Annotated in this window: 25 protein-coding genes; 12 read left to right on the forward strand and 13 right to left on the reverse strand. The window is 62.8% G+C overall.

Annotation, left to right across the window (positions count from 1 at the left end):
• Positions 1–36: 36 nt before the first annotated feature.
• Together CPI83_RS22020 and CPI83_RS22025 are read right to left on the reverse strand one after the other, a co-directional pair.
• Positions 37–1,140, reverse strand: a complete 1,104-nt coding sequence (locus CPI83_RS22020; protein ID WP_020906655.1) for a class I SAM-dependent methyltransferase — start codon at positions 1,138–1,140, stop codon at positions 37–39.
• A gap of 47 nt (positions 1,141–1,187) precedes the next feature.
• A complete protein-coding gene (locus CPI83_RS22025; RefSeq protein WP_019749471.1) occupies positions 1,188–2,663 on the reverse strand; it encodes a PLP-dependent aminotransferase family protein in 1,476 nt (491 codons plus the stop codon).
• A gap of 61 nt (positions 2,664–2,724) precedes the next feature.
• Between CPI83_RS22025 and CPI83_RS22030 the strand changes: the two genes are divergently transcribed.
• Together CPI83_RS22030 and CPI83_RS22035 are read left to right on the forward strand one after the other, a co-directional pair.
• Complete coding sequence (locus CPI83_RS22030; protein ID WP_021343262.1) at positions 2,725–2,955, forward strand: hypothetical protein; 231 nt, start codon at positions 2,725–2,727, stop codon at positions 2,953–2,955.
• A gap of 45 nt (positions 2,956–3,000) precedes the next feature.
• Positions 3,001–3,471, forward strand: a complete 471-nt coding sequence (locus CPI83_RS22035; protein WP_092765806.1) for a hypothetical protein — start codon at positions 3,001–3,003, stop codon at positions 3,469–3,471.
• 51 nt (positions 3,472–3,522) lie between these two features.
• Here CPI83_RS22035 and CPI83_RS22040 read toward each other — a convergent pair whose 3' ends face one another.
• Positions 3,523–4,812 (reverse strand): adenylosuccinate synthase, encoded by a 1,290-nt coding sequence (locus tag CPI83_RS22040; protein WP_097387707.1) that lies wholly within the window; start codon positions 4,810–4,812, stop codon positions 3,523–3,525.
• 283 nt (positions 4,813–5,095) lie between these two features.
• Between CPI83_RS22040 and CPI83_RS22045 the strand changes: the two genes are divergently transcribed.
• From CPI83_RS22045 to CPI83_RS22055, 3 genes are all read left to right on the forward strand, one after another.
• A complete protein-coding gene (locus CPI83_RS22045) occupies positions 5,096–5,770 on the forward strand; it encodes a hypothetical protein (protein ID WP_019749469.1) in 675 nt (224 codons plus the stop codon).
• Positions 5,767–6,537, forward strand: coding sequence for a site-2 protease family protein (locus tag CPI83_RS22050; RefSeq protein WP_019749468.1), 771 nt, complete (start codon positions 5,767–5,769; stop codon positions 6,535–6,537). The genes CPI83_RS22045 and CPI83_RS22050 overlap by 4 nt, the downstream gene beginning before the upstream one ends.
• Before the next feature lie 70 nt (positions 6,538–6,607).
• Positions 6,608–7,096: a GNAT family N-acetyltransferase gene (locus CPI83_RS22055; RefSeq protein WP_007726792.1), complete on the forward strand. Its 489-nt coding sequence runs from the start codon at positions 6,608–6,610 to the stop codon at positions 7,094–7,096.
• Between the two features lie 97 nt (positions 7,097–7,193).
• Here CPI83_RS22055 and CPI83_RS22060 read toward each other — a convergent pair whose 3' ends face one another.
• On the reverse strand, positions 7,194–8,432 hold the full coding sequence (locus CPI83_RS22060) for an HNH endonuclease signature motif containing protein (protein ID WP_097387708.1): 1,239 nt from the start codon (positions 8,430–8,432) through the stop codon (positions 7,194–7,196).
• 92 nt (positions 8,433–8,524) lie between these two features.
• Positions 8,525–9,022: a helix-turn-helix domain-containing protein gene (locus CPI83_RS22065; protein ID WP_003944415.1), complete on the reverse strand. Its 498-nt coding sequence runs from the start codon at positions 9,020–9,022 to the stop codon at positions 8,525–8,527.
• Between the two features lie 58 nt (positions 9,023–9,080).
• On the opposite strand from CPI83_RS22065, the gene CPI83_RS22070 reads away from it, so the two are divergent.
• Positions 9,081–10,496, forward strand: coding sequence for an MFS transporter (locus tag CPI83_RS22070; protein WP_029254758.1), 1,416 nt, complete (start codon positions 9,081–9,083; stop codon positions 10,494–10,496).
• Positions 10,493–11,662, forward strand: a complete 1,170-nt coding sequence (locus CPI83_RS22075) for a thiolase family protein (RefSeq protein ID WP_097387709.1) — start codon at positions 10,493–10,495, stop codon at positions 11,660–11,662. The genes CPI83_RS22070 and CPI83_RS22075 overlap by 4 nt, the downstream gene beginning before the upstream one ends.
• A gap of 28 nt (positions 11,663–11,690) precedes the next feature.
• On the opposite strand, the gene CPI83_RS22080 is transcribed toward CPI83_RS22075, so the two are convergent.
• Positions 11,691–12,347 (reverse strand): methyltransferase domain-containing protein, encoded by a 657-nt coding sequence (locus CPI83_RS22080; protein WP_097387710.1) that lies wholly within the window; start codon positions 12,345–12,347, stop codon positions 11,691–11,693.
• A 240-nt stretch (positions 12,348–12,587) separates the two neighbouring features.
• On the opposite strand from CPI83_RS22080, the gene CPI83_RS22085 reads away from it, so the two are divergent.
• A complete protein-coding gene (locus CPI83_RS22085) occupies positions 12,588–13,529 on the forward strand; it encodes a DUF808 domain-containing protein (protein WP_097387711.1) in 942 nt (313 codons plus the stop codon).
• Here CPI83_RS22085 and CPI83_RS22090 read toward each other — a convergent pair whose 3' ends face one another.
• Entirely contained in the window at positions 13,530–14,480 is a 951-nt protein-coding gene (locus CPI83_RS22090; RefSeq protein WP_097387712.1) for a YafY family protein, read from the reverse strand.
• Positions 14,481–14,544: 64 nt separating this feature from the next.
• Between CPI83_RS22090 and CPI83_RS22095 the strand changes: the two genes are divergently transcribed.
• Positions 14,545–15,009, forward strand: coding sequence for a pyridoxamine 5'-phosphate oxidase family protein (locus tag CPI83_RS22095; RefSeq protein ID WP_029254754.1), 465 nt, complete (start codon positions 14,545–14,547; stop codon positions 15,007–15,009).
• On the opposite strand, the gene CPI83_RS22100 is transcribed toward CPI83_RS22095, so the two are convergent.
• The 3 genes from CPI83_RS22100 to CPI83_RS22110 all read right to left on the reverse strand — a co-directional run bounded on the left by CPI83_RS22100 (position 14,999) and on the right by CPI83_RS22110 (position 17,568).
• Positions 14,999–15,928 (reverse strand): cation diffusion facilitator family transporter, encoded by a 930-nt coding sequence (locus tag CPI83_RS22100; RefSeq protein WP_019749454.1) that lies wholly within the window; start codon positions 15,926–15,928, stop codon positions 14,999–15,001. The genes CPI83_RS22095 and CPI83_RS22100 overlap by 11 nt on opposite strands.
• 91 nt (positions 15,929–16,019) lie before the next feature.
• A complete protein-coding gene (locus CPI83_RS22105; protein WP_019749453.1) occupies positions 16,020–17,165 on the reverse strand; it encodes an FUSC family protein in 1,146 nt (381 codons plus the stop codon).
• Positions 17,152–17,568 carry a DUF3151 domain-containing protein gene (locus CPI83_RS22110; protein WP_003944361.1) on the reverse strand — a complete coding sequence of 139 codons (417 nt, stop codon included), beginning with the start codon at positions 17,566–17,568 and terminating at the stop codon, positions 17,152–17,154. Before CPI83_RS22110 ends, CPI83_RS22105 begins: the two co-directional genes overlap by 14 nt.
• Before the next feature lie 125 nt (positions 17,569–17,693).
• Here CPI83_RS22110 and CPI83_RS22115 point away from each other — a divergent pair, with 125 nt between their 5' ends.
• Positions 17,694–18,599, forward strand: a complete 906-nt coding sequence (locus CPI83_RS22115) for a nuclear transport factor 2 family protein (RefSeq protein WP_097387713.1) — start codon at positions 17,694–17,696, stop codon at positions 18,597–18,599.
• Between the two features lie 79 nt (positions 18,600–18,678).
• On the opposite strand, the gene fbaA is transcribed toward CPI83_RS22115, so the two are convergent.
• A complete protein-coding gene (fbaA, locus tag CPI83_RS22120) occupies positions 18,679–19,716 on the reverse strand; it encodes a class II fructose-bisphosphate aldolase (protein WP_019749450.1) in 1,038 nt (345 codons plus the stop codon).
• 180 nt (positions 19,717–19,896) lie between these two features.
• Here fbaA and CPI83_RS22125 point away from each other — a divergent pair, with 180 nt between their 5' ends.
• Together CPI83_RS22125 and CPI83_RS22130 are read left to right on the forward strand one after the other, a co-directional pair.
• Entirely contained in the window at positions 19,897–20,634 is a 738-nt protein-coding gene (locus CPI83_RS22125; RefSeq protein WP_029254751.1) for a VTT domain-containing protein, read from the forward strand.
• A 29-nt stretch (positions 20,635–20,663) separates the two neighbouring features.
• Positions 20,664–21,326, forward strand: a complete 663-nt coding sequence (locus CPI83_RS22130; protein ID WP_019749448.1) for a DedA family protein — start codon at positions 20,664–20,666, stop codon at positions 21,324–21,326.
• Between the two features lie 11 nt (positions 21,327–21,337).
• On the opposite strand, the gene CPI83_RS22135 is transcribed toward CPI83_RS22130, so the two are convergent.
• Both CPI83_RS22135 and CPI83_RS22140 read right to left on the reverse strand, forming a co-directional pair.
• On the reverse strand, positions 21,338–22,465 hold the full coding sequence (locus tag CPI83_RS22135) for a GTP-binding protein (protein WP_047888713.1): 1,128 nt from the start codon (positions 22,463–22,465) through the stop codon (positions 21,338–21,340).
• Between the two features lie 44 nt (positions 22,466–22,509).
• Complete coding sequence (locus CPI83_RS22140) at positions 22,510–23,862, reverse strand: LLM class flavin-dependent oxidoreductase (RefSeq protein WP_097387714.1); 1,353 nt, start codon at positions 23,860–23,862, stop codon at positions 22,510–22,512.
• Positions 23,863–23,926 lie beyond the last annotated feature (64 nt).

The following is a 23,926-nucleotide window of genomic DNA, read 5'->3' on the forward strand; positions in this document are numbered from 1 at the left end:
AAGGAGCCTCAGGACTCTCTAACCACGCACGGGGCGTCAGCCCAACCTGTAGAACCTGAACATCTCGTGCTCGATCGGCAGCACGTCAACCCGCTCGAAACCGGCGGCCTTGGCATAGCTTTCGAGTGTCGAGTGCCTCATCACCGTCCCGGTGGCAACGCTCCCCGGATGCGACAGGCTGTCCGGTAAGCAGCAGGTCAGCGAAAATCCGTACAGCAATTGCTCGATCGGACCCGCCTCGGGATCGAACACATCTGCCGTTCGTTCGTCCATGACGATCACCGGAGCGCCCGGCTGGGCAATCGCCCGAGCCGTGGACAGAAATCCCACCGGATCCGGAACGTCGTGAAGGCATTCGAAAGCGAAGACGGCATCGTAGGTCCCGGCATCGACTCGCCCGGCCTCAGGAGCCTGTCCGGCGACGTCGACCAACGAGAAATGTACTCGGTCGTCCACCCCACGATCGTGGGCGTTACGACGGGCAGCGTTCACCGATGCCGCGTCGACGTCGAAGCCGTGCACTTCGATCTTCGGGTATCCGAGGGCGAGCGCGATCGACGACCAGCCCTCCCCCATCCCGAGATCAGCGACCTGCCCGCCGCCGACAAGTATGGCGTGCAGGTCGGTGACTACCGGCAGGAACTGCTGACAGAGCTGCTGGAGATACATCGGCCGGTTCAGCAGCGCCTGGCCCTCGCGAGCATCGGGGCCCATCGATTCCCACGTGACTCCCCCGCCGTGACGATAAGCGTCGAGTAGACGCGGCATCGACGACGTTGTCGCGACGAACAGCCTCGCCAACGGCGCCAGGAAAAGCAGGTTCTCGTCGTCGACCAGAACATCGGCGTGGGCCTGCGGCAGGCTGTACCGGCGATCGGCATCCGAATTGACCTCCACATAACCGGCGACGGCCTGCTGCTCGAGCCACTCCCGCGCATACCTTTCGACGGTCCCGGTCCGGTCCGCCAGCTCCGTCGACGTGAGCGGGCCGTGATCGCTCAGCGCGCGGTACCAGCCCAGCCGGTCGCCCAGATACACAGCCTGCAGCTCCGACGCCCCGAGCGTGGCCGCGAACAATCGTTCTGCGAGCGCGTCCGCCGCACTTGTTCCCGCTGCGCCTGTACCGTCTACCGCCGTCATGCCCTACCTCCTGGTTTCACACCACTTTCAGGGTGTGTACCCAGTTCTCAGACGACGACCATTCGTTGGTCTGCCGTGTCGCGATCCGTCGCGAGGGTGTCGTACGCAGCGGCGATGGACGCGACGCCGCGAATGAGGTCCTCGGGAGAACGTGCGTACGGCACGCGGATGAATCGTTCGAACGCACCTTCGACGCCGAAACGGGGGCCGGCGGCAAGGAGTACGCCGAAGTTGGGTGCCACCGCCGCCAACGCCGTCGAGACTGGCGCGGACATTCGCATCCACACCGACATTCCGCCGGAGCCGATGGTGGGACGCCAGTCCGGCAGATGCTCTGCCACTGCACCGAGGAGTACCGCACGCTGTTCTCGCAGAACTTCGCGACGCTGTTCGAGCAACGAGCGGTCGTCGGCGAGCAAGTAAGCGGCTGCCAACTGATCCATGACGGGAGTACCGAGGTCGACCGCGGCACGCGCCCCCACCAACTGGGTGATGAGCGCGGCATCGGCGCGAATCCAACCGACACGTAGCCCGCCCCACAGCGACTTCGCGGTCGAACCGAGCGTCACCACTTCGGTTTTCGCCGCGCCTCGCCCATGTGAGGCGACCGGCGCCGGCGGCGGTGCGTCGAGCCACAGGTCCACCATCGTCTCGTCGACGACCAGAGTCATTCGCGTTTCGTGCGCAATCTTCGCAAGCTCGGCGCGGCCGGAAGAGTCCATGCAGAGGCCGGTCGGGTTGTGAAAGTCGGGAATCAGGTATGCCATTCTGGCAGCGGTTTGCCTTGCTGCACTTCGAATCCCGTCGAGATCCCAGGCTCCGGCCGCCGCGAACTCCGGTCGGACCGGAACCGGCACGGGCCGAGCACCGTTTCGCCGAATCGCTTCCAGCGCATTGGGGTACGTCGGATGATCGACCAGCACTCGCTCGCCGGGTGAGGTGAGCACCGACAGCAACAACCGAAGCGCGTGCTGCGCACCCGAGGTCACCATGATCTGTTCGGCGGTGGTGGGAAGACCCCGCGCCGTGTAGCGCTGCGCGATCACGTCACGCAAGTCGGCGATCCCGACCGGTTCCATCCCGTGCGTGGGCAGGAAGTTCGGAAGTTCCTGCAGCGCAGACGCATACGCCAGTTCGACCTGAGCGGCGGGAGCTGCCATCGCCGCGTAACTGAGGTCGACGACGGGCCCACTCGGCCCCGGTTGGTGGGAGCGGAACATCAACCCGTTCGGCCGCGCGCCGGCGGGCAAAGCCACGGTGCTTCGCGAACCCTGCCGGCTGATCAGATACCCCTCGTCTCGCAGCACCGAGTACGACGACGTGATCGTGGTTCGACTGAGTTCGAGCACCGCCGCAAGTTCACGCTCACTCGGCAGTGCGACCCCCAGCGGAACGCGACCGTCGTGCACGAGCAGGCGGATACCGTCGGCGAGCGCACGGTACGCAGGCCTGCGTCCGGACTCTTCCTGCCAGGACCCCAGATCGCGCGCAAGCGAACGGGCACCGAGAACTCGAGTCATCATGCAGTCCAGTATCGACAACTTGGCTATGTAACTCAATACCAGTCGAGTTGATCATATGTCCATGACTACCTTCGCAACCCTGATCGGCATCGGACTCTTCGTGGCGCTCGTCTACTTCTTCGCGCCCGCCGAAGGTGAAGGTACTTACATTCGTTTGGAGCAGTTTCGCCTGGCAGCACCCCTCGGCGGCATCTTCCACGACAAGACTTCAGACCGCGAGATCAACTCTGTCAGACCCCCGTGCGATTGTGATCAGGGGGAAGAATTCACTGATCTCAGTCCAGTTGCGTAAAACTGGACTCTTTTCGCACTCAGAAAGTCTCCAGAGAGGGTTCCCATGCCGGCTTCCAAAAAGATTCTCTACATCGATCTCGACAACACCTTGGTCAACTTCCAGTCGGGCATCGATCGCCTGACCGACGGCGTCCGGGATAAGTACAAGAACGACCTCGACGAAGCGCCGCACATCTTCTCTCGCATGGATCCTCTCGACGGTGCTATCGACGCCTACCACCAACTGGCGCAGCAGTTCGACACCTACATCCTCTCGACAGCGCCGTGGAAGAACGCCACAGCCTGGCACGACAAGGTTCTGTGGGTCCAAGAGCACCTCGGCATGGAGGAGGGCAGCGTCGCGTACAAACGTCTGATCCTCTCGCACCACAAGCACCTCAATCGAGGCGAGTACCTCGTCGACGACCGCGGAGCAAACGGCGCAGATCGATTCGAGGGCGAGTGGATCAAGTTCGGCAGCACCAAGTTTCCCGACTGGAAGACCGTCACCGCGCACTTGTCGAAGCTGGCTTGAAACACGAATCCCCGCTCCTGCTTGCAGGAGCGGGGATTTCGAGGGAACGAACTAGCGGACGATCTCGCGCCGGACGATCGTCTCGTCGCGGCCGGGACCGACACCGATGCAGGAGATGAACGCACCCGAAAGCTCTTCGAGCCGAAGCACGTAGTTCTGCGCATTCTGCGGCAGTTCCTCGAAGGTGCGAGCCTCCGAGATGTCTTCCCACCAGCCTGGCATCTCTTCGTAGATGGGCTTGGCGTGGTGAATGTCGCTCTGCGACATCGGCATTTCGTCGTGGCGGACACCGTCCACCTCGTACGCGACACAGATCGGCACGGTGTCGAGGCTGCTCAACACGTCCAGCTTGGTGAGGAAGTAGTCGGTGATGCCGTTGACGCGCGTCGCGTAACGCGCGATGACAGCGTCGAACCATCCCGTACGACGAGCGCGTCCGGTGGTGACACCGACCTCGCCGCCCTGCTTCGCCAGGTATGCGCCGTGATCGTCGAACAGCTCCGTCGGGAACGGACCGGAACCGACACGCGTCGTGTACGCCTTAAGGATTCCGAGCACCGTGGTGATCTTGGTGGGACCGATGCCCGAACCGACCGCCGCACCACCCGAGGTGGGGTTGGACGAGGTCACGTACGGGTACGTGCCGTGGTCGACGTCCAGCAGAGTGCCCTGCGAACCTTCGAGCAAGACGGTCTCGCCGCGCTCGAGGGCGAGGTTGAGCTCCAGGCGCGTGTCCGAGATGCGGTGCTTGAAACCCTCGGCCTGCGTCAGTACCTCTTCGACGACCTGCTCCGGGTCGAGTGCCTTGCGGTTGTAGATCTTGACCAGCACCTGGTTCTTGAATTCGAGTGCCGCTTCGACCTTCTGGGTCAGGATCTTCTCGTCCAGGACGTCCGCAGCACGGACACCGACACGGGCGATCTTGTCCTGGTAGCACGGGCCGATACCGCGGCCGGTCGTGCCGATCTTCTTCGCTCCCAGGAAGCGTTCGGTGACCTTGTCGATGGCCACGTGGTACGGCATGATCAGGTGCGCATCAGCAGAAAGCAGCAGGCGGGACGTGTCCACGCCGCGCTCTTCCAGGCCTGCCAATTCGGTCAACAACACACCCGGGTCGACGACGACACCGTTACCGATGACGTTGTTGACGGCGGGGGTGAGGATTCCGGACGGGATGAGGTGCAGTGCGAACTTGTCACCGTTCGGCAGAACCACGGTGTGTCCGGCGTTGTTACCGCCCTGGTATCGCACGACCCACTGAAGCTGCTCGCCCAGTAGATCTGTAGCTTTGCCCTTACCTTCGTCGCCCCACTGGGCGCCGATCAGGACGATTGCCGGCATGACGTTGTCTCCTACGGTCGACGTGCAGCAGTTGTCCCGCCGCATTGGTACTGCCTGGCTTCCGCGCACATGATGCAGCGCCGAACTGTTGCAGTGACCGAAGGAGCAGTCTAGCCCAGAGCACCAGACCAGACCTGACGGTCCAGAATTTGGCCGGTGACCATCACGATTGCGAGTCGACACAGAGACTCGCACTAAGATCGTCGGCAGTGATTCGGACGGCCATTTCGGGGAAGGGTGGCGAGGTCCCACTACCCGAGAAGAAGTCTTGATCGAGCTAGGAGTGGCTTTGACCCCTGTGGTGCTCAAATGTGGCGATTCGCCGGTTCCACTCCCCCTGGGTGAACTCACGTCGTTCACTGTCCCTGAACTTCCGGAGAAGCAGGACTTCGACGAGGCCCTGTCCCAACTGCAGGTCGTCACGGAGCCTCGCTTGATCGTCGTGGGTAACGACGGCGCGTTTGCCGCGGCATTGACACGGTTGATGCGACTGGAGCGACTCAACGTCGAACTCGCCTACGTCACCGAGAACAGGTCCGACGCAACCGACGCGTACAAACTCGCAACCGGTGCCCGGGCGGCGCGCACGGCGTTGAAAGGCACAGTCCACACCGTGCCGCTCATTCGCGACGACGCCGGAATCGCGCTGGTCGGTGCGGCAACTGTCACGGGTCCGGCCGATGCCGCCGAATTGATCGGCGAGGCGTATGTCGACGACAACAAGCTGTTCTCCGGCACAGTCCCCGGTATCCGGATTGTGCCGAGCCCCAAGCTCCCGGGGATCAAGGCATCGGTCGACCGCAAGAGTCGCTGGAGCGGGCGACGCTGGCTGGAAGGACGAGCGATTCAGCTGGGCTCGCCGGCAGCGCGCCTGGTTCGCGACGGGGTGGCCAACCCACGCGATCTCAAGCGTTCGACCTTCTACCGGCACGACAAGACTTGGTTGTTGGTCAGGTGAGAACCGGAGCAGCACGGTCGGCGGTTCGTCCGAGCCCTGTCTTCCTGGGCGTAGTTGCGATCACCGTCATCGCCGGAGTTGTCGCCTGGAACTCGACGTGGGGTTCCATCGCGGGCCGTGCGGGTGTTTTTGTCCTCGTGGTCGCAGGCTGGGTGGTCACGCTGTGCTTGCACGAGTTCGCCCATGCATATCTGGCGTGGCGTCACGGAGACACCGACGTCGAGGCTCGTGGTTATCTGACGCTCAACCCGCTCAAGTACAGCCATCCGATGCTCTCGATCGGTCTGCCGGTGCTGTTCATCGCCTTGGGCGGCATCGGGCTTCCCGGCGGCGCCGTGTACCTGCGCACCGGGATGTTCCCGCCCAAGGTGCAGGCGCGAATATCGCTCGCCGGTCCGTTCACGAACGCCGTCGCCGCGGTAATTCTCCTCGTCGTCATACGTACGTACGGCTCATCGGCCGAGCATCTGACGTTCTGGGCCGGCCTCAGTTTCCTGGCCTTCTTGCAGGTCATGGCAACAGTTTTGAACCTGCTCCCAGTCCCCGGTCTGGACGGTTACAACGCACTGGAGCCCTACCTCGCACCCAACACACGGCACCAACTCGACCAGTTCAAGCCGTACGGACTGCTCCTGCTGGTTGCGCTCCTGTTCGTCCCACAGATCAATGTCGTCTTCTTCGACGCGATCTACTGGATCTTCGAACTGAGCGGTGTGTCCGACTACTACGCCATGCTCGGTAACGCCCTCATGCGTTTTTGGACGTGATCGAGTGCACTGGAGGAGACTCGTGAGAGTCTGACATTTCAGACATTCATTCTTCTTCAGGAGAGCATCGATGATTGCGACGTCATTTCAGTCCGGCGGAGTGGAGTACACCCTCACGCGGGCCGAGATTCGACACGTGGAAGCACTGATCGACTTGCTCGCCGACGACCCGATCGGGAGCACCCGGGAGACGACCAACCCCGAGGCCCGAACGATCTACGAGGACGCATTCAAGCGAATCGACGAGGATCCGGCGCAACTCCTCGTCACCGTTCTGGTCGGTGACGCGGTAATCGGCACCATGCAATTGACCTTCATTCCGGGTATGAGCCGAATGGGGGCGACACGACTGCAGATCGAAGCTGTTCGCGTCCACGAGGATTACCGGAGCAAGGGCATCGGCAGTTCGATGATCCGTTGGGCCTGCGAAGAAGGTGCCCGGCGCGGCGCGTTCCTGGCGCAGCTCACCTCGGATCAAACTCGCAAGGAAGCCCACGACTTCTACGAGCGACTCGGATTTGTCGCCTCCCACGTCGGGTTCAAGAAGTCGCTGAGCTGACACACAGCCACCCAGCCAACCACCCAGACTCCCAAACGCGGGCTCGAGCACCGGGGCATGGTTGTGCCCCGGTGCTCGGGTCTCGAGTTGTTTCACTTCAGGCTGCTGTCGGTGGGCTGTTCCCGCCGATCGGCTGCTGATACGGATCGATCGACATCGGTGGATAGAACACCGTCTTCCGATCCGGTCCGATCTCCACCCGCCACTCGGTGTGGTGCATCGTCCGATGATGGTGACCACATAACAAGATCAGGTTGTCGAGATCTGTTGGGCCACCATCGTTCCAGTGAACAATATGATGAGCATCGCACCACCCCGACGGCGTCCCGCACCCCGGAAACGCACACCCGCCATCCCGAACTGCCAACGCCCGCCGCTGCGGCACCGTCGCCGTTCTCGCTTCCTTACCGCAGTCGAGCGGAACACCATTCTCATCCAGGAGGATCCGGGTGACGGTGCAGTCGCAGGCGAGCATCCGGGCGGTGTCGATACTGATGGGGCCTACCCAATCGGTCCACGCGAATCCGAGTTCATCGGTGGACGGCAGGAGGTCTTTCAGAACTTTAAGGTCCGTCATGTCTTTCGCGCTGGCGGTGACCGTGATGTGTGGTTTCACGCCGCCTTCGATCGGACCCAACCCCGCCCGCTCGTACCGGCGCAACAACTCGCAAAACCCGTCCGCCCGTCGTAATGCCGGCGTGCGGGTGTCCTTGACACCGTCCTTCTCCGGCGTCGGAGCCGACAGGCTCGACAGCAGCGTGATCAGACGCGCCCCGTTGACCGCATCCAGATCACCCTTCACAGTTACTCTGCCGTACAAGCCTTTCGAGGCGTAGAACTCATTCCGCTCCGAATCTTCCCCGACCGGAACACCGTCCTCACGCTTGCCATATTGCTTCTCGATCCGCCGGATCGCCGCCCGCACCGCATCACAATCGGCAATGTTCTTCGACGCCAACCCCAACAAGATCCCGCGGGCCTTGTCCACATCCGCCGGCGTCATGTTCTTCGGCGGATGCTGACAAAACGACGCCACCTGCCGGGCTTTCAACGCATCAACATCACCCCGGTGAAACGCATCGCCCACCACGGGTTCGAGCATCAACAACCGCGCCAACCCGACCAGCAGACTGCACTCACCGATCTCGAGATTCGTCGAACCATGCAACCACTGCGCGATCGCCCGAAAACCCTTCCCCCCGAGAACCTCACGGGAAAACATCTCCACGATCAACAACACCAACCGCGACTGCAACTCGTGTCGGACACGCACCAGATCCAGAACCTCACACTTGAGGCCCTCGTCATCCAGCTGCCATGCTTCCCGACTGTTCATACCCAAAGTTTAATCGAACATACTTTCGAGAACCAGAGCCAAAGCGGACAACTTCGAGAAGATCTACACTCGAGAGCTGTTGAGATGCATTGCTATTCGCGCAACCGCCGACGCGATTCGTTGACAGAGACTCGCAACTCCCCCAAAGGCACTTCACGACCCGACTCACTGCGCACCTCGACGCGAACACGCTCGCCAGTGGCGTCGTCCGCCACCTCCAACGGTCCACCTTTTCCGCCGTGCAGATACTTGTCCCCCCACTGCATCAGCGCAAGAACCGCCGGCAGCAGGTCACGACCCTTCTCGGTGAGCACGTACTCGTGCCGCGTCCGCTTTCCAGGCTCCTTGTACGGCACACGCTCGAACAGTCCCGCCTCAGTGAGTTCTTTCAGCCTTGCCGACGCAACCGCCTCGGTGATGCCGACTCGCGACGCGAAGTCGTCGAAACGCGTTGTGCCGTAATAGGCCTCTCGCAGAATGAGCATCGCGGACCGGGTGCCGACCACTTCCATCGCCCGCCCGATCGAACAGTGCGTGGCCCGCCAGGCGTCGCGATCTTCGAGCACTCCGGTCAGTCGTACAGCGTCCATGCAATTCACCATACCCCCTGGCTTGCCATAACCATAGCCAGAGTCTAGATTGCTGACTATGGAACTTCATAGCCAGCCAGTGCGGACTGGGCCGCTCCTCGCAATTCTGTCGGGAGCGCCGTTTGTCGCCAGCCTCGATCTTTTTGTGGTCAACGTGGCCTTCGGCGACATCGCCAAGAGCTACCCGGGCCACTCGCTCGGCGAGTTCAGTTGGATCCTCAACAGCTACGCGATCGTCTACGCCGCGCTGTTGATCCCCCTCGGACGCTGGGCGGACCGGATCGGGCACAAGCGCGCCTTCATCGCCGGCCTCGCACTGTTCACCCTCGCCAGCGCCGCCTGCGCTTTCAGTCCGTCATTGTGGGCACTGGTGGCATTCCGCATCGTTCAGGCAGTCGGCGCCGCAGCGCTCACCCCGGCCAGCCTCGGCCTCCTGATCAGTGCACTCCCGGCTGCGAAACGTCAATCCGGCGTACGCATCTGGGCGGCAGCCGGCGCGGCCGCTGCGGCATTCGGCCCCGTCGTGGGCGGCATTCTCGTCGAGGCGTCGTGGCGCTGGGTCTTCCTGATCAATGTTCCAGTCGGGATCGTATTGCTCTACTTCGCAGTCCGACTCGTCCCGGATACAACACACAAGGACTCCGATGCCGGGATCGACTTCGTCGGCGCCGCCCTCCTCACCGTCGGAATCGGCTCTCTCGCGCTGGCACTCGTCCAGGGACCTGATTGGGGATGGACCGACAACCGCGTTCTGATCGCCTTCGCCGTCGCCGTCGCGACCCTACTTTCGTTCTGGTGGAGCAACTCTCGCCATCGCACTCCGTTGATTGCTCCCGATCTTCTGAAGATCCGCTCCTTTGCCTGGTCCAACGTCACCGCCATCTTGTTCAGCGCGGCATTTGCTGCCGGACTGCTCTCGAATATCCTCTGGCTGCAAGAAGTTTGGGGATACTCGGCATTGCGCACCGGCTTCGCCGTCTCGCCGGGTCCGCTTCTGGTTCCGCTGTTCGCGATCGCCGGTGGATCGCTTTCGCGCAAGTACTCGGCGGGACGCGTCGCCGCACTCGGCAGCCTTCTGTGGGCAGTCGGAACCGTACTCGTTCTCGTCTCGGTTGATTCGACGCCCAACTACGCGACCGGACTCCTGCCGGGCTGGATCATCGCCGGAATTGGTGTCGGCCTTGCCCTGCCGACCATTCTGTCGCAGGCCACGGCGGATCTTGCACCGGCCCGATCGGCCACCGGTAGCGCTATCGTCAGCATGAGCCGACAGATCGGAACCGTTCTCGGCGTGAGTGTTCTGATCGCGGTTCTCGGCTCCTCCGTCGACCCCGACACCTTCCGCCAGGCCTGGTGGGTGATCTTTGCCGTCGCGCTTGTGTCTGCCCTGGCATCGCTGGGAATGACGCCTGCGACCACACCCACCCCAGTTGTCCCTGCTGAATCCGCCATCCCTGAAAGGAATTTGTCATGAGAGACGCAGTTATCGTCGAAGCCGTTCGCACTCCGATCGGCAAGGGAAAGGCGAACGGCGCCCTGCACGGCATCAACGCCGTCGACCTCCTCGCCCACAGCCTCAAAGCGGTAGTCGAGCGCACCGGGATCGATGCCGCGCTGATCGACGACGTCATCGGCGGCGCGGTCAGTCAAGTCGGTGAACAGAGCCAAAATGTCACTCGCACTGCCCTTCTCGCCGCCGGCTACCCTGAGTCGGTACCGGGAACCACCGTCGACCGACAGTGTGGAAGTAGCCAACAAGCAGTTCATTTTGCTGCTCAGGGCGTTATTGCCGGTGCGTACGACATCGTTGTCGCTGCCGGAGTCGAGTCGATGAGCCGAGTCCCGATGGGCTCGAGCAGCGTCGGGCGCGAGTCACTCGGTGTAGGTTTCGAAGAGCGTTACCCGGACGGACTGGTACCGCAGGGCATCAGCGCCGAATTGATCGCTGCCAAGTGGGGACTGAGCCGCACCCAACTCGACGAATTCTCGGCGTCGAGTCATCGGAAAGCCGCGCTGGCAACCGAGAGTGGTTACTTCACCAAGGAACTCGCCACGCTCCCGCAGCTGTCGGTCGACGAGGCCATCCGCCCCGGTACCACGGTCGAGACCCTTGCCGGCCTACGGACCGCCTTCGAATCCGACTACTACGCCCAGCGATTCCCACAGATCGACTGGTCCATCACCGCGGGCAACAGCAGCCCGCTTTCGGACGGCAGTTCGGCGGTGATGATCACGACCAGTGAGATCGCCGCGAAACTCGGCCTCACCCCGAAGGCACGGCTGCACAGCTTCGCTGTCGCCGGCGACGATCCGCTGTACATGCTCACGGCGGTCATCCCGGCCACCGAGAAGGTCTTGGCCCGTGCGGGGTTGACGGTCTCGGACATCGATCTGTTCGAGGTCAACGAGGCCTTTGCCCCCGTCGTTCTCTCGTGGGCAGCGGACACCGGCGTCGATCTGTCCAAGGTGAACGTCCACGGCGGCGCCATCGCGCTCGGCCACCCACTAGGTGGCAGCGGAACGCGGATCATGACCACCCTGGTCAACGCGATGGAGCAGCGCGGCGCGCGCTACGGACTCCAAACCATGTGTGAGGCAGGTGGGCTGGCCAACGCAACCATCCTGGAGCGCTTGGGCTGAGCGGGCACCGCTGGACGGCACTCGGACACTAGTGACCGAGTGCCGTCCATTCGGGATCCGGCTTGCGCGCAACGACCCGGAACACGATTCCACCCCGTCCACTGCGCTGCACCTCGTCGATCAGGAAGCCTGCGTTTTCGAGGTATCCGACCGGTTCGCGGGTGAGGTGATCGGCACCGAACCGTACAGAAAGCGGTTCGACGGCCTTCATCAGCGCCCGTACAACCGTGTTGGTGCTCGGCCCGTGCTCAGCGAGCACGAATCGACCACCAGGCACCAGCACTCGAAATGCTTCGCTGGCAACTCGGCCCGGATCGGGGATCGTGCAGAACGCGTAGGTGGAGACCAATGTGTCCACGCATTCGTCAGGAACATCGAGTGCTTGCACGTCTCCGAGTCGTAGGTCGACTTCGGTCTTCACTCCCTCGGAGACCTTGACCCTGGCCTGATCGAGCATCGCAGTCGAGATGTCCACGCCGATGACGTAGTCGACGTCGTCCCCGTAGAGCGGCAGGTTCAGCCCGGTGCCCACGGCAATTTCGACCACGCGCCCATGCGCCTGATCTACAGCCCATTTCCGGGCGTCACCGAGCACAAAGCGCTCGAAGCGCCCGATCTGTCGGTCGTAGTGCGCCGCCATTGCGTCGAAAGTCTTGGCGACCTGTGCAGTGTCTGGTTCACGCATAGTGCCCCGTTTCGATCGATCTTCTGTGCAGTCTTACACGCGAGCACCGGGTCGGGAAGACCTTTCGTGACGAAGAGCGACCCGCCGCGCGACGCAGTCCCTGACGGATGACCCCGGTATCGTTCCAGGTGACCTGACCTCACCAACGACCATCATGGATAGAGACCTCGTGCGATCAAGTAACTGCGTCACCGGATCGGTCCGGCCACCTTTTTCCACTGATTCCACTGGAGGTCTGTGATGGCCGGAGGACTCTTCGCCCTGCTCGACGACGTCGCAGCCCTGGCTCGTATGGCTGCCGCCTCGATCGACGACGTTGCCGCCGCAACCGGTAAGGCGACCGCCAAAGCGGCAGGCGTCGTCATCGACGACGCAGCCGTCACGCCGCAGTACGTCCGTGGGCTCGCCGCCGAACGCGAGTTGCCCATCATCAAGCGCATCGCCATCGGATCGCTGCGCAACAAGCTGCTGATCATTCTTCCGATCGCTCTGCTGCTGAGTCAGTTCCTCCCCTGGCTGCTGACGCCACTGTTGATGGTCGGCGGCTGTTACCTCAGCTACGAAGCGGTTCACAAGATCTGGGGTGCAATTTTCGGCCACGGTGACCACCACGAGGCCGCCGACGAGCATCCTCGCGACGAAGAAGCAGTGGTTTCGGGTGCCATCCGCACCGACCTGATCCTGTCGGCCGAGATCATGGTGATCGCCCTCAACACCATCGCGGGCGAAGGTTTCTGGAGCCGGTTGGTGATCCTTGCCGTCGTGGCGGTCGTCATCACCGTAGTCGTCTACGGCGTCGTCGGACTGATCGTGAAGATGGACGACATCGGATTGAAGATCGCCGAGACGTCGTCTGGCTTCACCCACAAGGTCGGCCGAGGCCTCGTTCGCGGCATGCCTCACGTGATGTCAGTGCTCTCGGTCGTGGGTACCGCCGCGATGCTGTGGGTCGGTGGCCACATCCTGTTGGTCGGCATCGACGAACTGGGCTTCCACCCGCTGTACGACGCCGTTCATCACGGCGAAGAAGCAGTCAGTGACATCGCCGGAGTCGGCGGGGTACTGGCGTGGATCGTCAACACCCTTGCGTCGGCGGCACTGGGTCTGGTGGTCGGCGCCATCATCGTCGCAGCTCAACTGGGTATCACCCGCCTGCTCGCAAAGCGTTCTGCAACGGCCTAGTCACTGCGAGTTGTGGCGGAGCACCATCTGCTCCGCCACAGCCCGCAGTCCTTCACGCAACGACCGTGGCTCGAGCACTTCGACGTCCGCTCCCAAACCGATCAACTGCGAGAGCGCGACAGCTTCGCTCTCGAGTTTCAGCTCGGCACTCACCCATCCATCGTTGTCCTCTGGCCCCACTTCGACGGCAGCGGCAAGCTCGCCCACCACATCGGGGAGCCGGCGCCTGCCCTCTGGTGACAACCGCACGCGACACTCGAAGCGAAGCAGCGAACGGTCGAACTCGGCCATCGACGCCGCCCACCACGACGGCAGATCGAAATCCACCGGCCGAGTGAACGAATCATCTTCTACCACGGCATTTTTGATGCGCCCGACTCGAAACGACAGCGTTCGACCGTTCATCCCCGCCACCAGATACCAAACACCGGCTTTGATGACCAGACCCAGCGGATCGACCGTCCGCTCGCGATCACGATAGGCGAAGCGCAGTCGACGCGAGTCCAGCACAGCGGATGTGACGATCGGAAGCGCAGAGATGTCGTCGACGCCGCCGAACCAACCCGGAACGTCTACCAGGATTCGGTCCTGCCACAGTCGTGCACTCTCGCGCAGGGGACCGGGCAGTGAGCGGAGCAGTTTGGCCCCCGCCGAACCGACGGCGTCGGATCGCCCGAGATCTGCAGCGATGGACGGCACGCCCAACAGCATGAGTGCGGACGTCTCGTCGTCGGTCATACCGGACAGCTTGGACTGCCAACCGTCGAGCAGACGGATGCCACCACCGGGGCCGCTCTCGGTCCAGATCGGCACGCCGGCAGCCGACAACGAGGCCACGTCGCGGTAGATCGTCCGCACCGAAACGCCGAACTCTTCGGCCAACTGATCGGCGATAACGCCGCGACTCCCCTGCAAACGCAGCATGAGTTGGAGCAACCGCGCGGATCTCATGGACCGAACATTACCGAGAATCACTGACAGAAGTTGTCAGGAATAGGGGTGCACAATGACCGTCATGGTCACTTGGAAGCAGTTCTCCGAAGAAGTACCCGCTCTTGCCGACGCGGTCCAAGCACGATTCAAAGCCCACAAGCATCACGTCCTCGCAACGCTGCGCAAGGACGGTTCACCGCGCGTGAGCGGCACCGAAGTCGAAATCCTCGACGGACGTCTGGTCCTCGGTTCGATGTTCGGCGCACTCAAGGCGAAGGATCTCATCCGTGACGGGCGCTACGCCCTACACAGCAATCCCGGTGAGCACACCATGGAGGGCGGCGATGCGAAGATCGCCGGAATCGCACGCGAGGTGACCGGCGACGAGTTCGAAGCCGTGCTCGCAAGCTACACCTACGAGGTTCCGAAACCCCTGCACCTCTTTGTCCTCGACATCGACGAGGTGGTGCACACGACGGTCGACGACGAGCACATGTACGTCGATCTCTGGAAGCCGGGCAAGGAGATCACCCGCTTCACCAAGTGACGTTCTTCTCGCAATGCTCGCCGTTGGCACACGATTCCACCTGAACGGTGGCGTGGGAAAGACCGTGACTCTCGAGGACGGTGCGCGCGGATTCCAGAACGTTCGACGAATTCGCGTCACTGGTCAGGTGGACTGTCGCGACATCCATGCCGGTGGTGAGCGTCCAGACGTGTAGGTCGTGAACACCCATCACGCTCGGCAGCGCCGCCAGGTCGGCCTCGACCGCTTCGACGTCGACGTCGGCCGGCGACGCCTGCGTCAGAATGCGCAGCGATGCTGCGGCCAGTTTGATCGCACGCGGCACCACCCAGAGCGAGATGAGAACACCGACGACGACGTCCGCCCACGTCCAGTTGAACAGCAGGACAAGGCCACCGGCAATCAGAACTCCGACGCTACCGACGGCGTCTGCAAGCACTTCGAGGTAGGCGCCACGCACCGCGAGGCTGTCCTTGGAATCGCCGCGCAGCATCAGCATCACGACGATGTTCGCGGCCAGACCGGCGGCCGCAGTGATGATCAGGGCGCCGCCCGGGATCTCGGGTTCGTTACCGATGCGGCCGATTGCCTCGTAGAAGACCCAGGCGGCGACGGCCAGCAGCATCACGGCGTTGGCCATGGCGGTCAGCACTTCGGCGCGGTGCCAACCGAAGGTCCTGGCCGCGGTGGTGCTGCCCTTCTTCGCGAGCAGCAAAGCCGTCAATCCCATGGCCATGCCCACCACGTCGGTGAGCATGTGGCCGGCGTCGGCAAGCAACGCCAGCGAGTTGATCAGAATGCCGACCGTAGCTTCGAGTACGAGAAATGCAACGAGGATCGCAAGCGCGATCGCCATTTTCTTGATGCGTTGCGGTGACGGCCCTACTCCGACCGAATCTGCTGCCGAGTGGCCGTGTGAATGGCCGTGCCCTGCTCCCATTTGTCCTGTTCCCTCCCAAGTCCTCCTCAGAGCATATGCATACATTCGCATACATACAATGAGTTGCTCAGTGAGCGGGAAAAGGCAGAGGTCAGTGATCCGGCTCGTACGCCGGGTGCGGCACAGTGGGCGGCAGAGTGGCGATCGACGAGATGCGCTTCATGCCTGCTACCTGCAAGAGGTCGACGACCAGCGATCGAATCTGGGCAAACACCACCGTCGAGGACAGGCCCGCGTTCTCGACTATCGCCGGTTTCAGTTCCTTCGCCACCGAGCGCAGGACGCGCGCTGCCTCGGCCTGATCAGGCTGCTCCCCCGGCTCCGCCAGGATCATGTCCTTGAGAACTTCGACGGCTTTCGACAAGCGCTCGACCTGAGCCACCAGACGAGGATCGAGGATCTCGTCGTCCCTGACCAACGTCAACGAACGACGCGCGAGCACTCGAATGTTGCGCATCGCGTTGTCGATGGGATCGGCTGTCGCCATGAGCCTTTCGAGGCGCGGTCGACTGTTCCAGTACAGCGGGGAGATTCGGCTGATCTCGCGCCCGCCGAGGAGGTTGCTGCGCAATCCGTCGATGGCACCCTGAGTTGCGCGCGCCTTCTGCAGCGCCTTCACGATCGGGTCCGGATCGTTCGCGACGAGGCCGTCTGCCACCAATTGCAGTACCTCTGACGCTGTTCCGAGAATCGATGCAGCGTCCTTGCGTGCGCGTCGTACCGGGTGCGTGGGGATGATCGCGACCACCGCGATGCCCACCAAACCACCGACAAGGGCGTCGATCATGCGATCGGGCCCGCCGCTGCCGCCCGGTGGGATCAGCGTCGCCACCAGCACGGCCGAGTTTCCGGCCTGCATGGAGAAGATCGGCCCGCTGTTCAGTAGCACCGCGACGGACATCGCCAGCACGACAACCAAACTGATCTGCCAGGGTCCGCTCCCGATGCCGGAGATGATCAGGTCACCGATTCCGATACCGACCGTGACACCCGCAACCAACTCGAACGAACGTCGTAGTCGGGCGCCCAACGACAGACCGAGCGAGACCACGGCGGCAATCGGCGCGAAGAACGGCGCATGGTGCCCGATCACCGTGGTGGCAACCCACCACGCCAATCCGGCCGCCAAGGCACATTGAATGATCGGTAGCGCCGACGTCTGAAGCCGACGCACCGATTTGCGAGCACGGTCCTTGATACCGGCCCGGCTCGGACGGAAACTGCTAACCGAGGCCAAGCGCTTCGGCGGCGTTGGGATCGCAGTCTTCGAGCAGATCTAGGCAGCGTGCGTACTCGTCGGCCTCACCGATCGTCTTCGCGGCCTTGGCCAAGACAGCGACGCAACGGAGGAATCCGCGGTTCGGTTCATGGCTGTAGGGCACAGGACCGAAACCCTTCCAACCGTTACGACGCAGTTGGTCGAGTCCGCGGTGGTAGCCGGTACGCGCGTAGGCGTAGGCAGTGATGGTTTCGCCCTTGTCCAGGGCAGCCTCGGCGAGGTAGGCCCACGCGATGGAGGCAGTGGGATGGTCGGCCGCGACCTGGGCCGGGTCAGCGTGGTTGAGCAGTGCCGATTCCGCCTCGTCGTCGCCGGGAAGCAGAGTGGGCTTGGGTCCGAGCAGGTCACCGAATTGGGTCATGCGCTCATTGTGCCCGCTACGCCTTTCTGCCACAGGACCGCCTCGCCGACGGTCGGAGTTATGCCCGGTACATACCGGTCGTTACCCTGACATGGTCATTGCCGCATAAGACCGAAGGGTTACCCGTGCCGGACTCGAAAGACGACAACTCGAAAAAGAGCGCAGCCCCGAACGGTGCGCCCGAGAAGTCGGCCCCGACCGAACCTGCGACTGTGGCGATCCAGAAGGCAGACAAGAACTCGAAGGCGGGCGGCGACGCCAAAGCCGCCAGCGCGCCAACCGTCGCGATCCCCAAGGCAACTCAGGCACCCACAGCAACACCAGCAGAAACACCGGCAGCAGCACCGACACCCCAGCCCAAGCCGGAGCCCGCCACCGTCGCGATTCCGAAAGCCGCGCAGCCGACACCGCCACCCCGGCAAGCTCCAACCCCGCCGCCACGGCCACAGCGCTCCGCGCCTCAACCGCCACAGCGCGCCGCACCTCAACCGCAGCAGCGCGCCGCACCTCAACGTGTGGGTGTCGCAGCGACCCCACCGCCGGCCCAGCCGATGCCGACTCGCATCGAGCCCGCCGCGCCGGAAAAAACCAAGCGCAGCGGCAAGGGCTGGTACATCGCGGCAGCAGCGGCCGGCGTCGCCGTCCTCGCGGCAATCGGCATCGCAGTCTTCGTCTCGTCCAACAGCGGTAGCGGCGAAAGCTCACCTGAAGCCCAGGTTCAGACCGCCATCTCGACGTACGTCGATGCTCTTCAGACCGGTGATCTGGCAACGCTGCGAACGTCGACGTGTGGCGCGCTGGGCGAGTACTACCGCACTATTCCGGACGCGGCGTTCGCTCAGGTCCACGACAATGCCGTCGCTCAGAAGACGATCCCGCAGGTCGGAGCCGTCGATGCGGTGCGCATCACCGACGACACCGCGATCGCTCAGGTCCAGGCAAGTTTGCCGAGCACCGGCGAACAGTCGTGGCGCACGTTCGACCTCGAGCGCCAGGACGGCACGTGGAAGGTCTGCGATCCCAGCAAGTAAGCACCTGAACAGAAAATGCGCGCCGACGAGAAATTCGTCGGCGCGCATTTTGTTCTGTGTAGCTGAGTTGTGAAGCCGATCAGCCTGCGGACACCGAGCGTCCGGCCGACTTCAGGTCGTTGCACGCCTCGACGACGCGAGCCGTCATGCCTGCTTCGGCCTTCTTGAGGTAGCTGCGCGGGTCGTACGCCTTCTTGTTTCCGACCTCGCCGTCGACCTTGAGGACGCCGTCGTAGTTGGAGAAGAAGTGTCCGGCGATCGGACGGGAGAACGCGTACTGGGTGTCGGTGTCGACGTTCATCTTGACGACGCCGAAGTTCAGCGAATCCTCGATCTCGGACTTCAGCGATCCCGATCCACCGTGGAAGACGAAATCGAAGGGCTGCGAGCCGGCGGCCAGGCCGAGCTTGGCAGCGGCGACCTTCTGGCCCTCTTCGAGAACCTCGGGCTTGAGCTTGACGTTGCCCGGCTTGTAGACGCCGTGGACGTTGCCGAAGGTGGCTGCGAGCAGGTACTTGCCCTGTTCGCCGATGCCCAGAGCATCGACCGTCTTCTCGAAGTCTTCACTAGAGGTGTAGAGCTTGTCGTTGATCTCGGCCTCGACGCCGTCTTCTTCGCCGCCGACGACACCGATCTCGACCTCGAGGATGATGCGTGCAGCCTTGGAGAGGGCGAGCAGTTCCTTGGCGATTGCCAGGTTCTCGTCGATCGGGATAGCCGAGCCGTCCCACATGTGCGACTGGAACAGCGGGTTACGACCGGCGTCGACGCGCTCCTGCGAGATCGCGAGCAGCGGACGCACGTAGGTGTCCAGCTTGTCCTTCGGGCAGTGGTCGGTGTGCAGCGCGATGGTGACGTCGTACTTTGCCGCGATCACGTGTGCGAACTCGGCGAGCGCAACAGCGCCGGTGACCATGTCCTTGACGCCCAAACCGGAACCGAACTCGGCGCCGCCCGTCGAGAACTGGATGATGCCGTCACTGCCGGCGTCCGCGAAGCCCTTGATGGCTGCGTTGATGGATTCGGAGCCGACACAGTTGATGGCGGGGAAGGCAAAGGAATGCTCCTTGGCCCGACCAAGCATCTCGGCATAGACCTCGGGAGTTGCGATAGGCACGGCGGGAGTCCTCCATATACGTGTCGTTCGGAGCGCTCGGCGATGTGAAAGCGCTTCGTGTGGTCCTAGCAGTATGGCAAGTCCGACTCGTCACGTCTCTTTGCGGTCTCGGCCGCCGCCACCGACGCGATGACCTGCGGTGGTGGGAAACACTCAGATTCGGCCGGTACTCTGGCCCCCGTGAATGTGCAGGCAGCAACTGAATCCGTGACGAACCTGGCCTTGCTGCCCGGCTTCCTCGATCCCGTGAACCTCTTGAATTCCTTCGGAACGTGGGTTCTGGTGGGACTGCTTCTGGTGGTCTTCATCGAATCAGGGCTGCTGTTTCCGCTCTTGCCCGGCGATTCTCTGCTCTTCACCGCAGGGCTGATCGCGGCTTCCAAGTCCACCGAGATCGAACCGTTCGCGCCGCTGTGGGTGCTCCTGGTGACGATTCCGATCGCCGCGATTCTGGGTGACCAAGTCGGGTTCTACATCGGCGCCAAGGGCGGAACTGCCCTGTTCAAGACGGACGACGCGCGGTTCTTCAAGAAGAAGTACATCGACGAGTCGCATGCCTTCTTCGAAAAGCACGGCCCGATCACCATTATCCTGGCGAGGTTCGTGCCGATCGTGCGTACTTTTGCACCGGTTGTCGCGGGCGCCTCGAAGATGAAGTACTCACTGTTCCTGACCTACAACATCGTCGGCGGCATCCTGTGGGGTGCCGGTGTGACTTTGCTCGGCTACCTCCTGGGGCAGATCGAATTCATCCGCGACAATGTCGACTACATCTTCATCTTGATCGTCCTGGTGTCGGTTCTGCCGATCGTCTTCGAAATCGGAAAGCGAATTCTGGCGTCGAGACGTGGTGAATCGGCGAATACTTCCACTACGGACAATTCGACGGTGACAGTCCCCGAAGACCCCACCCCCTGATTGCAGAACGAGGCGAAGAACTGACCACGATGACGCTCGCATCCGGCAGTTTCTCCCCACTCGAGACTGCCGGGCCCCTGTTGGTCTGGATTATCGTCGTCACGTTCGTCTTCATCGAGTGCGCGATCATCCTCGGGTTGTTTCTCCCCGGCGACTCACTGCTGATCACAGCCGGAATCGTGCTTGCCGGTCACGAATCCGGTGCAGGCCACGTGTGGGCGCTGTCGGTGGGCGCGATGATCGCTGCCATTGCCGGCAACCAGGTCGGGTACGTCATCGGCCACCGGACGGGCAACCACATCAAAGCCCGTAAGGGCGGCAAGTACTTCACCGAGAAAAATCTGCACCGCGTCAACATCCTGTTGGAGAGACACGGGTTCTGGGCCGTCCTGATCGCCCGCTGGGTTCCGTGGGTTCGCACCCTGTGCCCGATGGTCGCAGGCGCAGCCAAGATGAACCACACGCGCTACACCATCGCGAGCACCATCGGCGCGATCATCTGGGCACCGGTACTCCTGCTGCTCGGTTTCTACGGTGGCTCGTTCCTCGATCGCGTTCCGTGGTTGCTGCCCGCCGTGCTGATCGTGATGATGGTCAGCTTGGTCATCGGCACCGCGTTGGGAATTTGGCAGTACCGCAAGGAAATGGCCCGACCGGCCGAAGACGTCGAGGTAGAAGAAGTCCTCGACTAGAAGCTGTCTGCTCAGTGCAGGTGGCTCTGGTCCCACGCCGGAAGCGGGTCCTCGTAGCGAGTCCAGGCCCGCGGTCCTTCGCGTAGTTCGTCATCGGTCAGCAGAGCCGGATCGAGGATTCGCGACGGCGTCGCCGGGTCGAGTTTCACTCCGATGAACACGATCTCCTGCCCTGGCACCTCCGCGGCCGACGCCCACAGTTGCGCCGGTTCGATGACGAGGTTGGGGCCTGCCTGCGACCAGATAGCGGCGAACTCGGGCCGACTGGCGATCCAGCAGAAGCCTTTGCTTCGCAAGAGTCCCGCGAACTGACCGAGCGCAGCCTCGAGTCGCGCCGGATGAAAGGGTCGCGAGGCTCGATACGTGACGCTGCGTATTCCGTATTCCTCGGTTTCCGGGGTGTGCCCGCCGGCCAGTTCCTCGTCCCAACCGGGTACTTGCGCAGCCAGTTCCGGGTTGTAGAGACCGGTTTCGAGGACGCGATCGAGGGTGACTTTTCCGTGGTCGGTCCGAATCAGCTGAGCAGTGGGGTTGAGCCTTCGAAGCGTCGCCTCGACGGTTCCCGCCGCCCGCGGACTCACCAAGTCGGTTTTGTTCAGCAAGATGACGTCGGCGAACTCCACCTGATCAACCAGGAGATCGGAGATGCTGCGTCCGTCCCCCTCCCCGGCTTCGAGGTTGCGCTCGTCCAGTCGCTCGCCTTTTGCCAGCTCGCCGAGGAAGGTCGACGCGTCCACCACGGTCACCATCGTGTCGAGCTTCGCGAGCGAGCCGAGACTGAAGCCGTCCTCGAATTCCCAGTCGAAGGTGGCCGCCACCGGCATCGGTTCGGAGATGCCGGTGGACTCGATCACCAACTGATCGAACCGCCCCTCGCGGGCCAGCGCGCCGACGGCGTCGATCAGATCCTCGCGCAGCGTGCAGCAGATGCATCCGTTGGTCAGCTCGACCAACTTCTCCTCCGTGCGATCGAGGTGGCCCTGGCCCGCGACGAGGGCCGCGTCGATGTTGATCTCGCTCATGTCGTTGACGATGACGGCGACCCGACGGCCGTCGCGATTGGCGAGGATGTGATTGAGGAGTGTGGTCTTGCCTGCGCCCAGAAATCCGGACAGCACGGTTACCGGTAGCTGCTTCATACCTTAATGATAACCATTGTCATTATCGACAACGGGAGGCGGGCCTACTGCACTGCGGACGCACTACCCGAGAACTGGCTCTCGGGCCTCGGCAACCCGAAATGATCACGAAGCGTCGTACCCGTGTATTCGGTCCGGAACAGACCGCGATCCTGCAGGATCGGGACCACACGTTCGGTGAAGATTTCGAGTCCACCCGGGTAGTACGGCGGCATGACATTGAATCCGTCAGCAGCATCGCTGGTGAACCATTCCTCGATCGTGTCGGCCACCTGCTCGGCGGTTCCGGCAAACACCCGGTGTCCGCGCGCACCCGCCAAACGATGAAGCAGGCCCCGAACCGTCGGACGCTCACGCTCGACTATGCCGGCGATCACCTGCAATCTGCTTTGCTTGTTGTCGGTGACATCACCTGCCGCCGCGAATAATTCGACAGGAACCGGTGCATCCAGTTCCAGATTCCGAACATCGGTCCCGGTGAGTGCACCGAGTTGCGCGAGCCCGTACTCCGGCGAAGTCAACTCGTTGAATTCTCGCTCCAGCGCCTTGGCTTGTTCCTCGGTGTCACCGATGAACGGGCTGATTCCCGGCAGAATCTTGACATGATCGGGGTTGCGCCCGAACTGAGCAGCCCTCGACTTGATGTCGGTGTAGAACGCCTGCGCATCGGAAAGTCTCTGGTGCGCTGTGAAAATCGCCTCCGCATACTGACCGGCAAACGCGCGACCGTCGTTGGACGCCCCGGCCTGCACCAGCACCGGGTATCCCTGCGGCGTTCGCGGTGCGTTGAACGGTCCCCGCACCCGAAGATGCCGGCCGACGTAGTTGATCTCGTGAATCTTGTTTCTGTCCGCGTAGATTCCGTTCTCCCGGTCCAGACTGATCGCGTCGTCCTCCCAGCTGTCCCACAACCGCACCACCGCGTCGACGAATTCCCTTGCACGCGAATACCGGTCGCCGTGGTCCGGATGCTTGGCCAGCCCGAAGTTGGCGGCAGCCAGATCCGTACCCGTGGTGACGATGTTCCACCCAGCGCGTCCGTTCGAGATGTGGTCGAGTGAGGCGAACAGCCGAGCCAGGTTGTACGGCTCGTAGTACGTGGTCGACGCCGTCGCGATCAATCCGATCCGCTCGGTTGCCACTGCAATGGCCGTCAACAAGGTGATCGGCTCCAACGTCCCTGCGGGACCGTGCTCGACGTCGCTGCGCAACGCGGGACCGTCGGCGAAGAAGATTCCGTCGAACTTCGCCGCCTCAGCAGTGCGAGCGATCTCCTGGAAATACGTGACGTCGAACAGACGTTCCGGTGTTGTCCACGGATGACGCCATGCCGCTTCGTGATGGCCGGCGGGGTGGATGAACGCGTTGAGGCTCAGTTGGCGCGGAGAATCAGACATGCCTGAATGCTGGCAACTGCCGCCGCAGTCCGACAGGGTTAGGGTTCGCGTGATTCCAACTCGG

Origin of the sequence: Rhodococcus sp. H-CA8f, from assembly GCF_002501585.1 — a bacterium.
Classification (GTDB): Bacteria; Actinomycetota; Actinomycetes; order Mycobacteriales; family Mycobacteriaceae; genus Rhodococcus_F; species Rhodococcus_F erythropolis.

Coding starts and splice junctions, on each gene's coding strand:
- CPI83_RS22020 (WP_020906655.1), bottom strand. CDS start 1,140: ATGACGGCGGTAGACGGTACAGGCGCAGCGGGAACAAGTGCGGCGGAC.
- CPI83_RS22025 (WP_019749471.1), bottom strand. CDS start 2,663: ATGATGACTCGAGTTCTCGGTGCCCGTTCGCTTGCGCGCGATCTGGGG.
- CPI83_RS22030 (WP_021343262.1), top strand. CDS start 2,725: ATGACTACCTTCGCAACCCTGATCGGCATCGGACTCTTCGTGGCGCTC.
- CPI83_RS22035 (WP_092765806.1), top strand. CDS start 3,001: ATGCCGGCTTCCAAAAAGATTCTCTACATCGATCTCGACAACACCTTG.
- CPI83_RS22040 (WP_097387707.1), bottom strand. CDS start 4,812: ATGCCGGCAATCGTCCTGATCGGCGCCCAGTGGGGCGACGAAGGTAAG.
- CPI83_RS22055 (WP_007726792.1), top strand. CDS start 6,608: ATGATTGCGACGTCATTTCAGTCCGGCGGAGTGGAGTACACCCTCACG.
- CPI83_RS22060 (WP_097387708.1), bottom strand. CDS start 8,432: ATGAACAGTCGGGAAGCATGGCAGCTGGATGACGAGGGCCTCAAGTGT.
- CPI83_RS22065 (WP_003944415.1), bottom strand. CDS start 9,022: ATGGACGCTGTACGACTGACCGGAGTGCTCGAAGATCGCGACGCCTGG.
- CPI83_RS22070 (WP_029254758.1), top strand. CDS start 9,081: ATGGAACTTCATAGCCAGCCAGTGCGGACTGGGCCGCTCCTCGCAATT.
- CPI83_RS22075 (WP_097387709.1), top strand. CDS start 10,493: ATGAGAGACGCAGTTATCGTCGAAGCCGTTCGCACTCCGATCGGCAAG.
- CPI83_RS22080 (WP_097387710.1), bottom strand. CDS start 12,347: ATGCGTGAACCAGACACTGCACAGGTCGCCAAGACTTTCGACGCAATG.
- CPI83_RS22085 (WP_097387711.1), top strand. CDS start 12,588: ATGGCCGGAGGACTCTTCGCCCTGCTCGACGACGTCGCAGCCCTGGCT.
- CPI83_RS22090 (WP_097387712.1), bottom strand. CDS start 14,480: ATGAGATCCGCGCGGTTGCTCCAACTCATGCTGCGTTTGCAGGGGAGT.
- CPI83_RS22095 (WP_029254754.1), top strand. CDS start 14,545: ATGGTCACTTGGAAGCAGTTCTCCGAAGAAGTACCCGCTCTTGCCGAC.
- CPI83_RS22100 (WP_019749454.1), bottom strand. CDS start 15,928: ATGGGAGCAGGGCACGGCCATTCACACGGCCACTCGGCAGCAGATTCG.
- CPI83_RS22110 (WP_003944361.1), bottom strand. CDS start 17,568: ATGACCCAATTCGGTGACCTGCTCGGACCCAAGCCCACTCTGCTTCCC.
- CPI83_RS22130 (WP_019749448.1), top strand. CDS start 20,664: ATGACGCTCGCATCCGGCAGTTTCTCCCCACTCGAGACTGCCGGGCCC.
- CPI83_RS22135 (WP_047888713.1), bottom strand. CDS start 22,465: ATGAAGCAGCTACCGGTAACCGTGCTGTCCGGATTTCTGGGCGCAGGC.
- CPI83_RS22140 (WP_097387714.1), bottom strand. CDS start 23,862: ATGTCTGATTCTCCGCGCCAACTGAGCCTCAACGCGTTCATCCACCCC.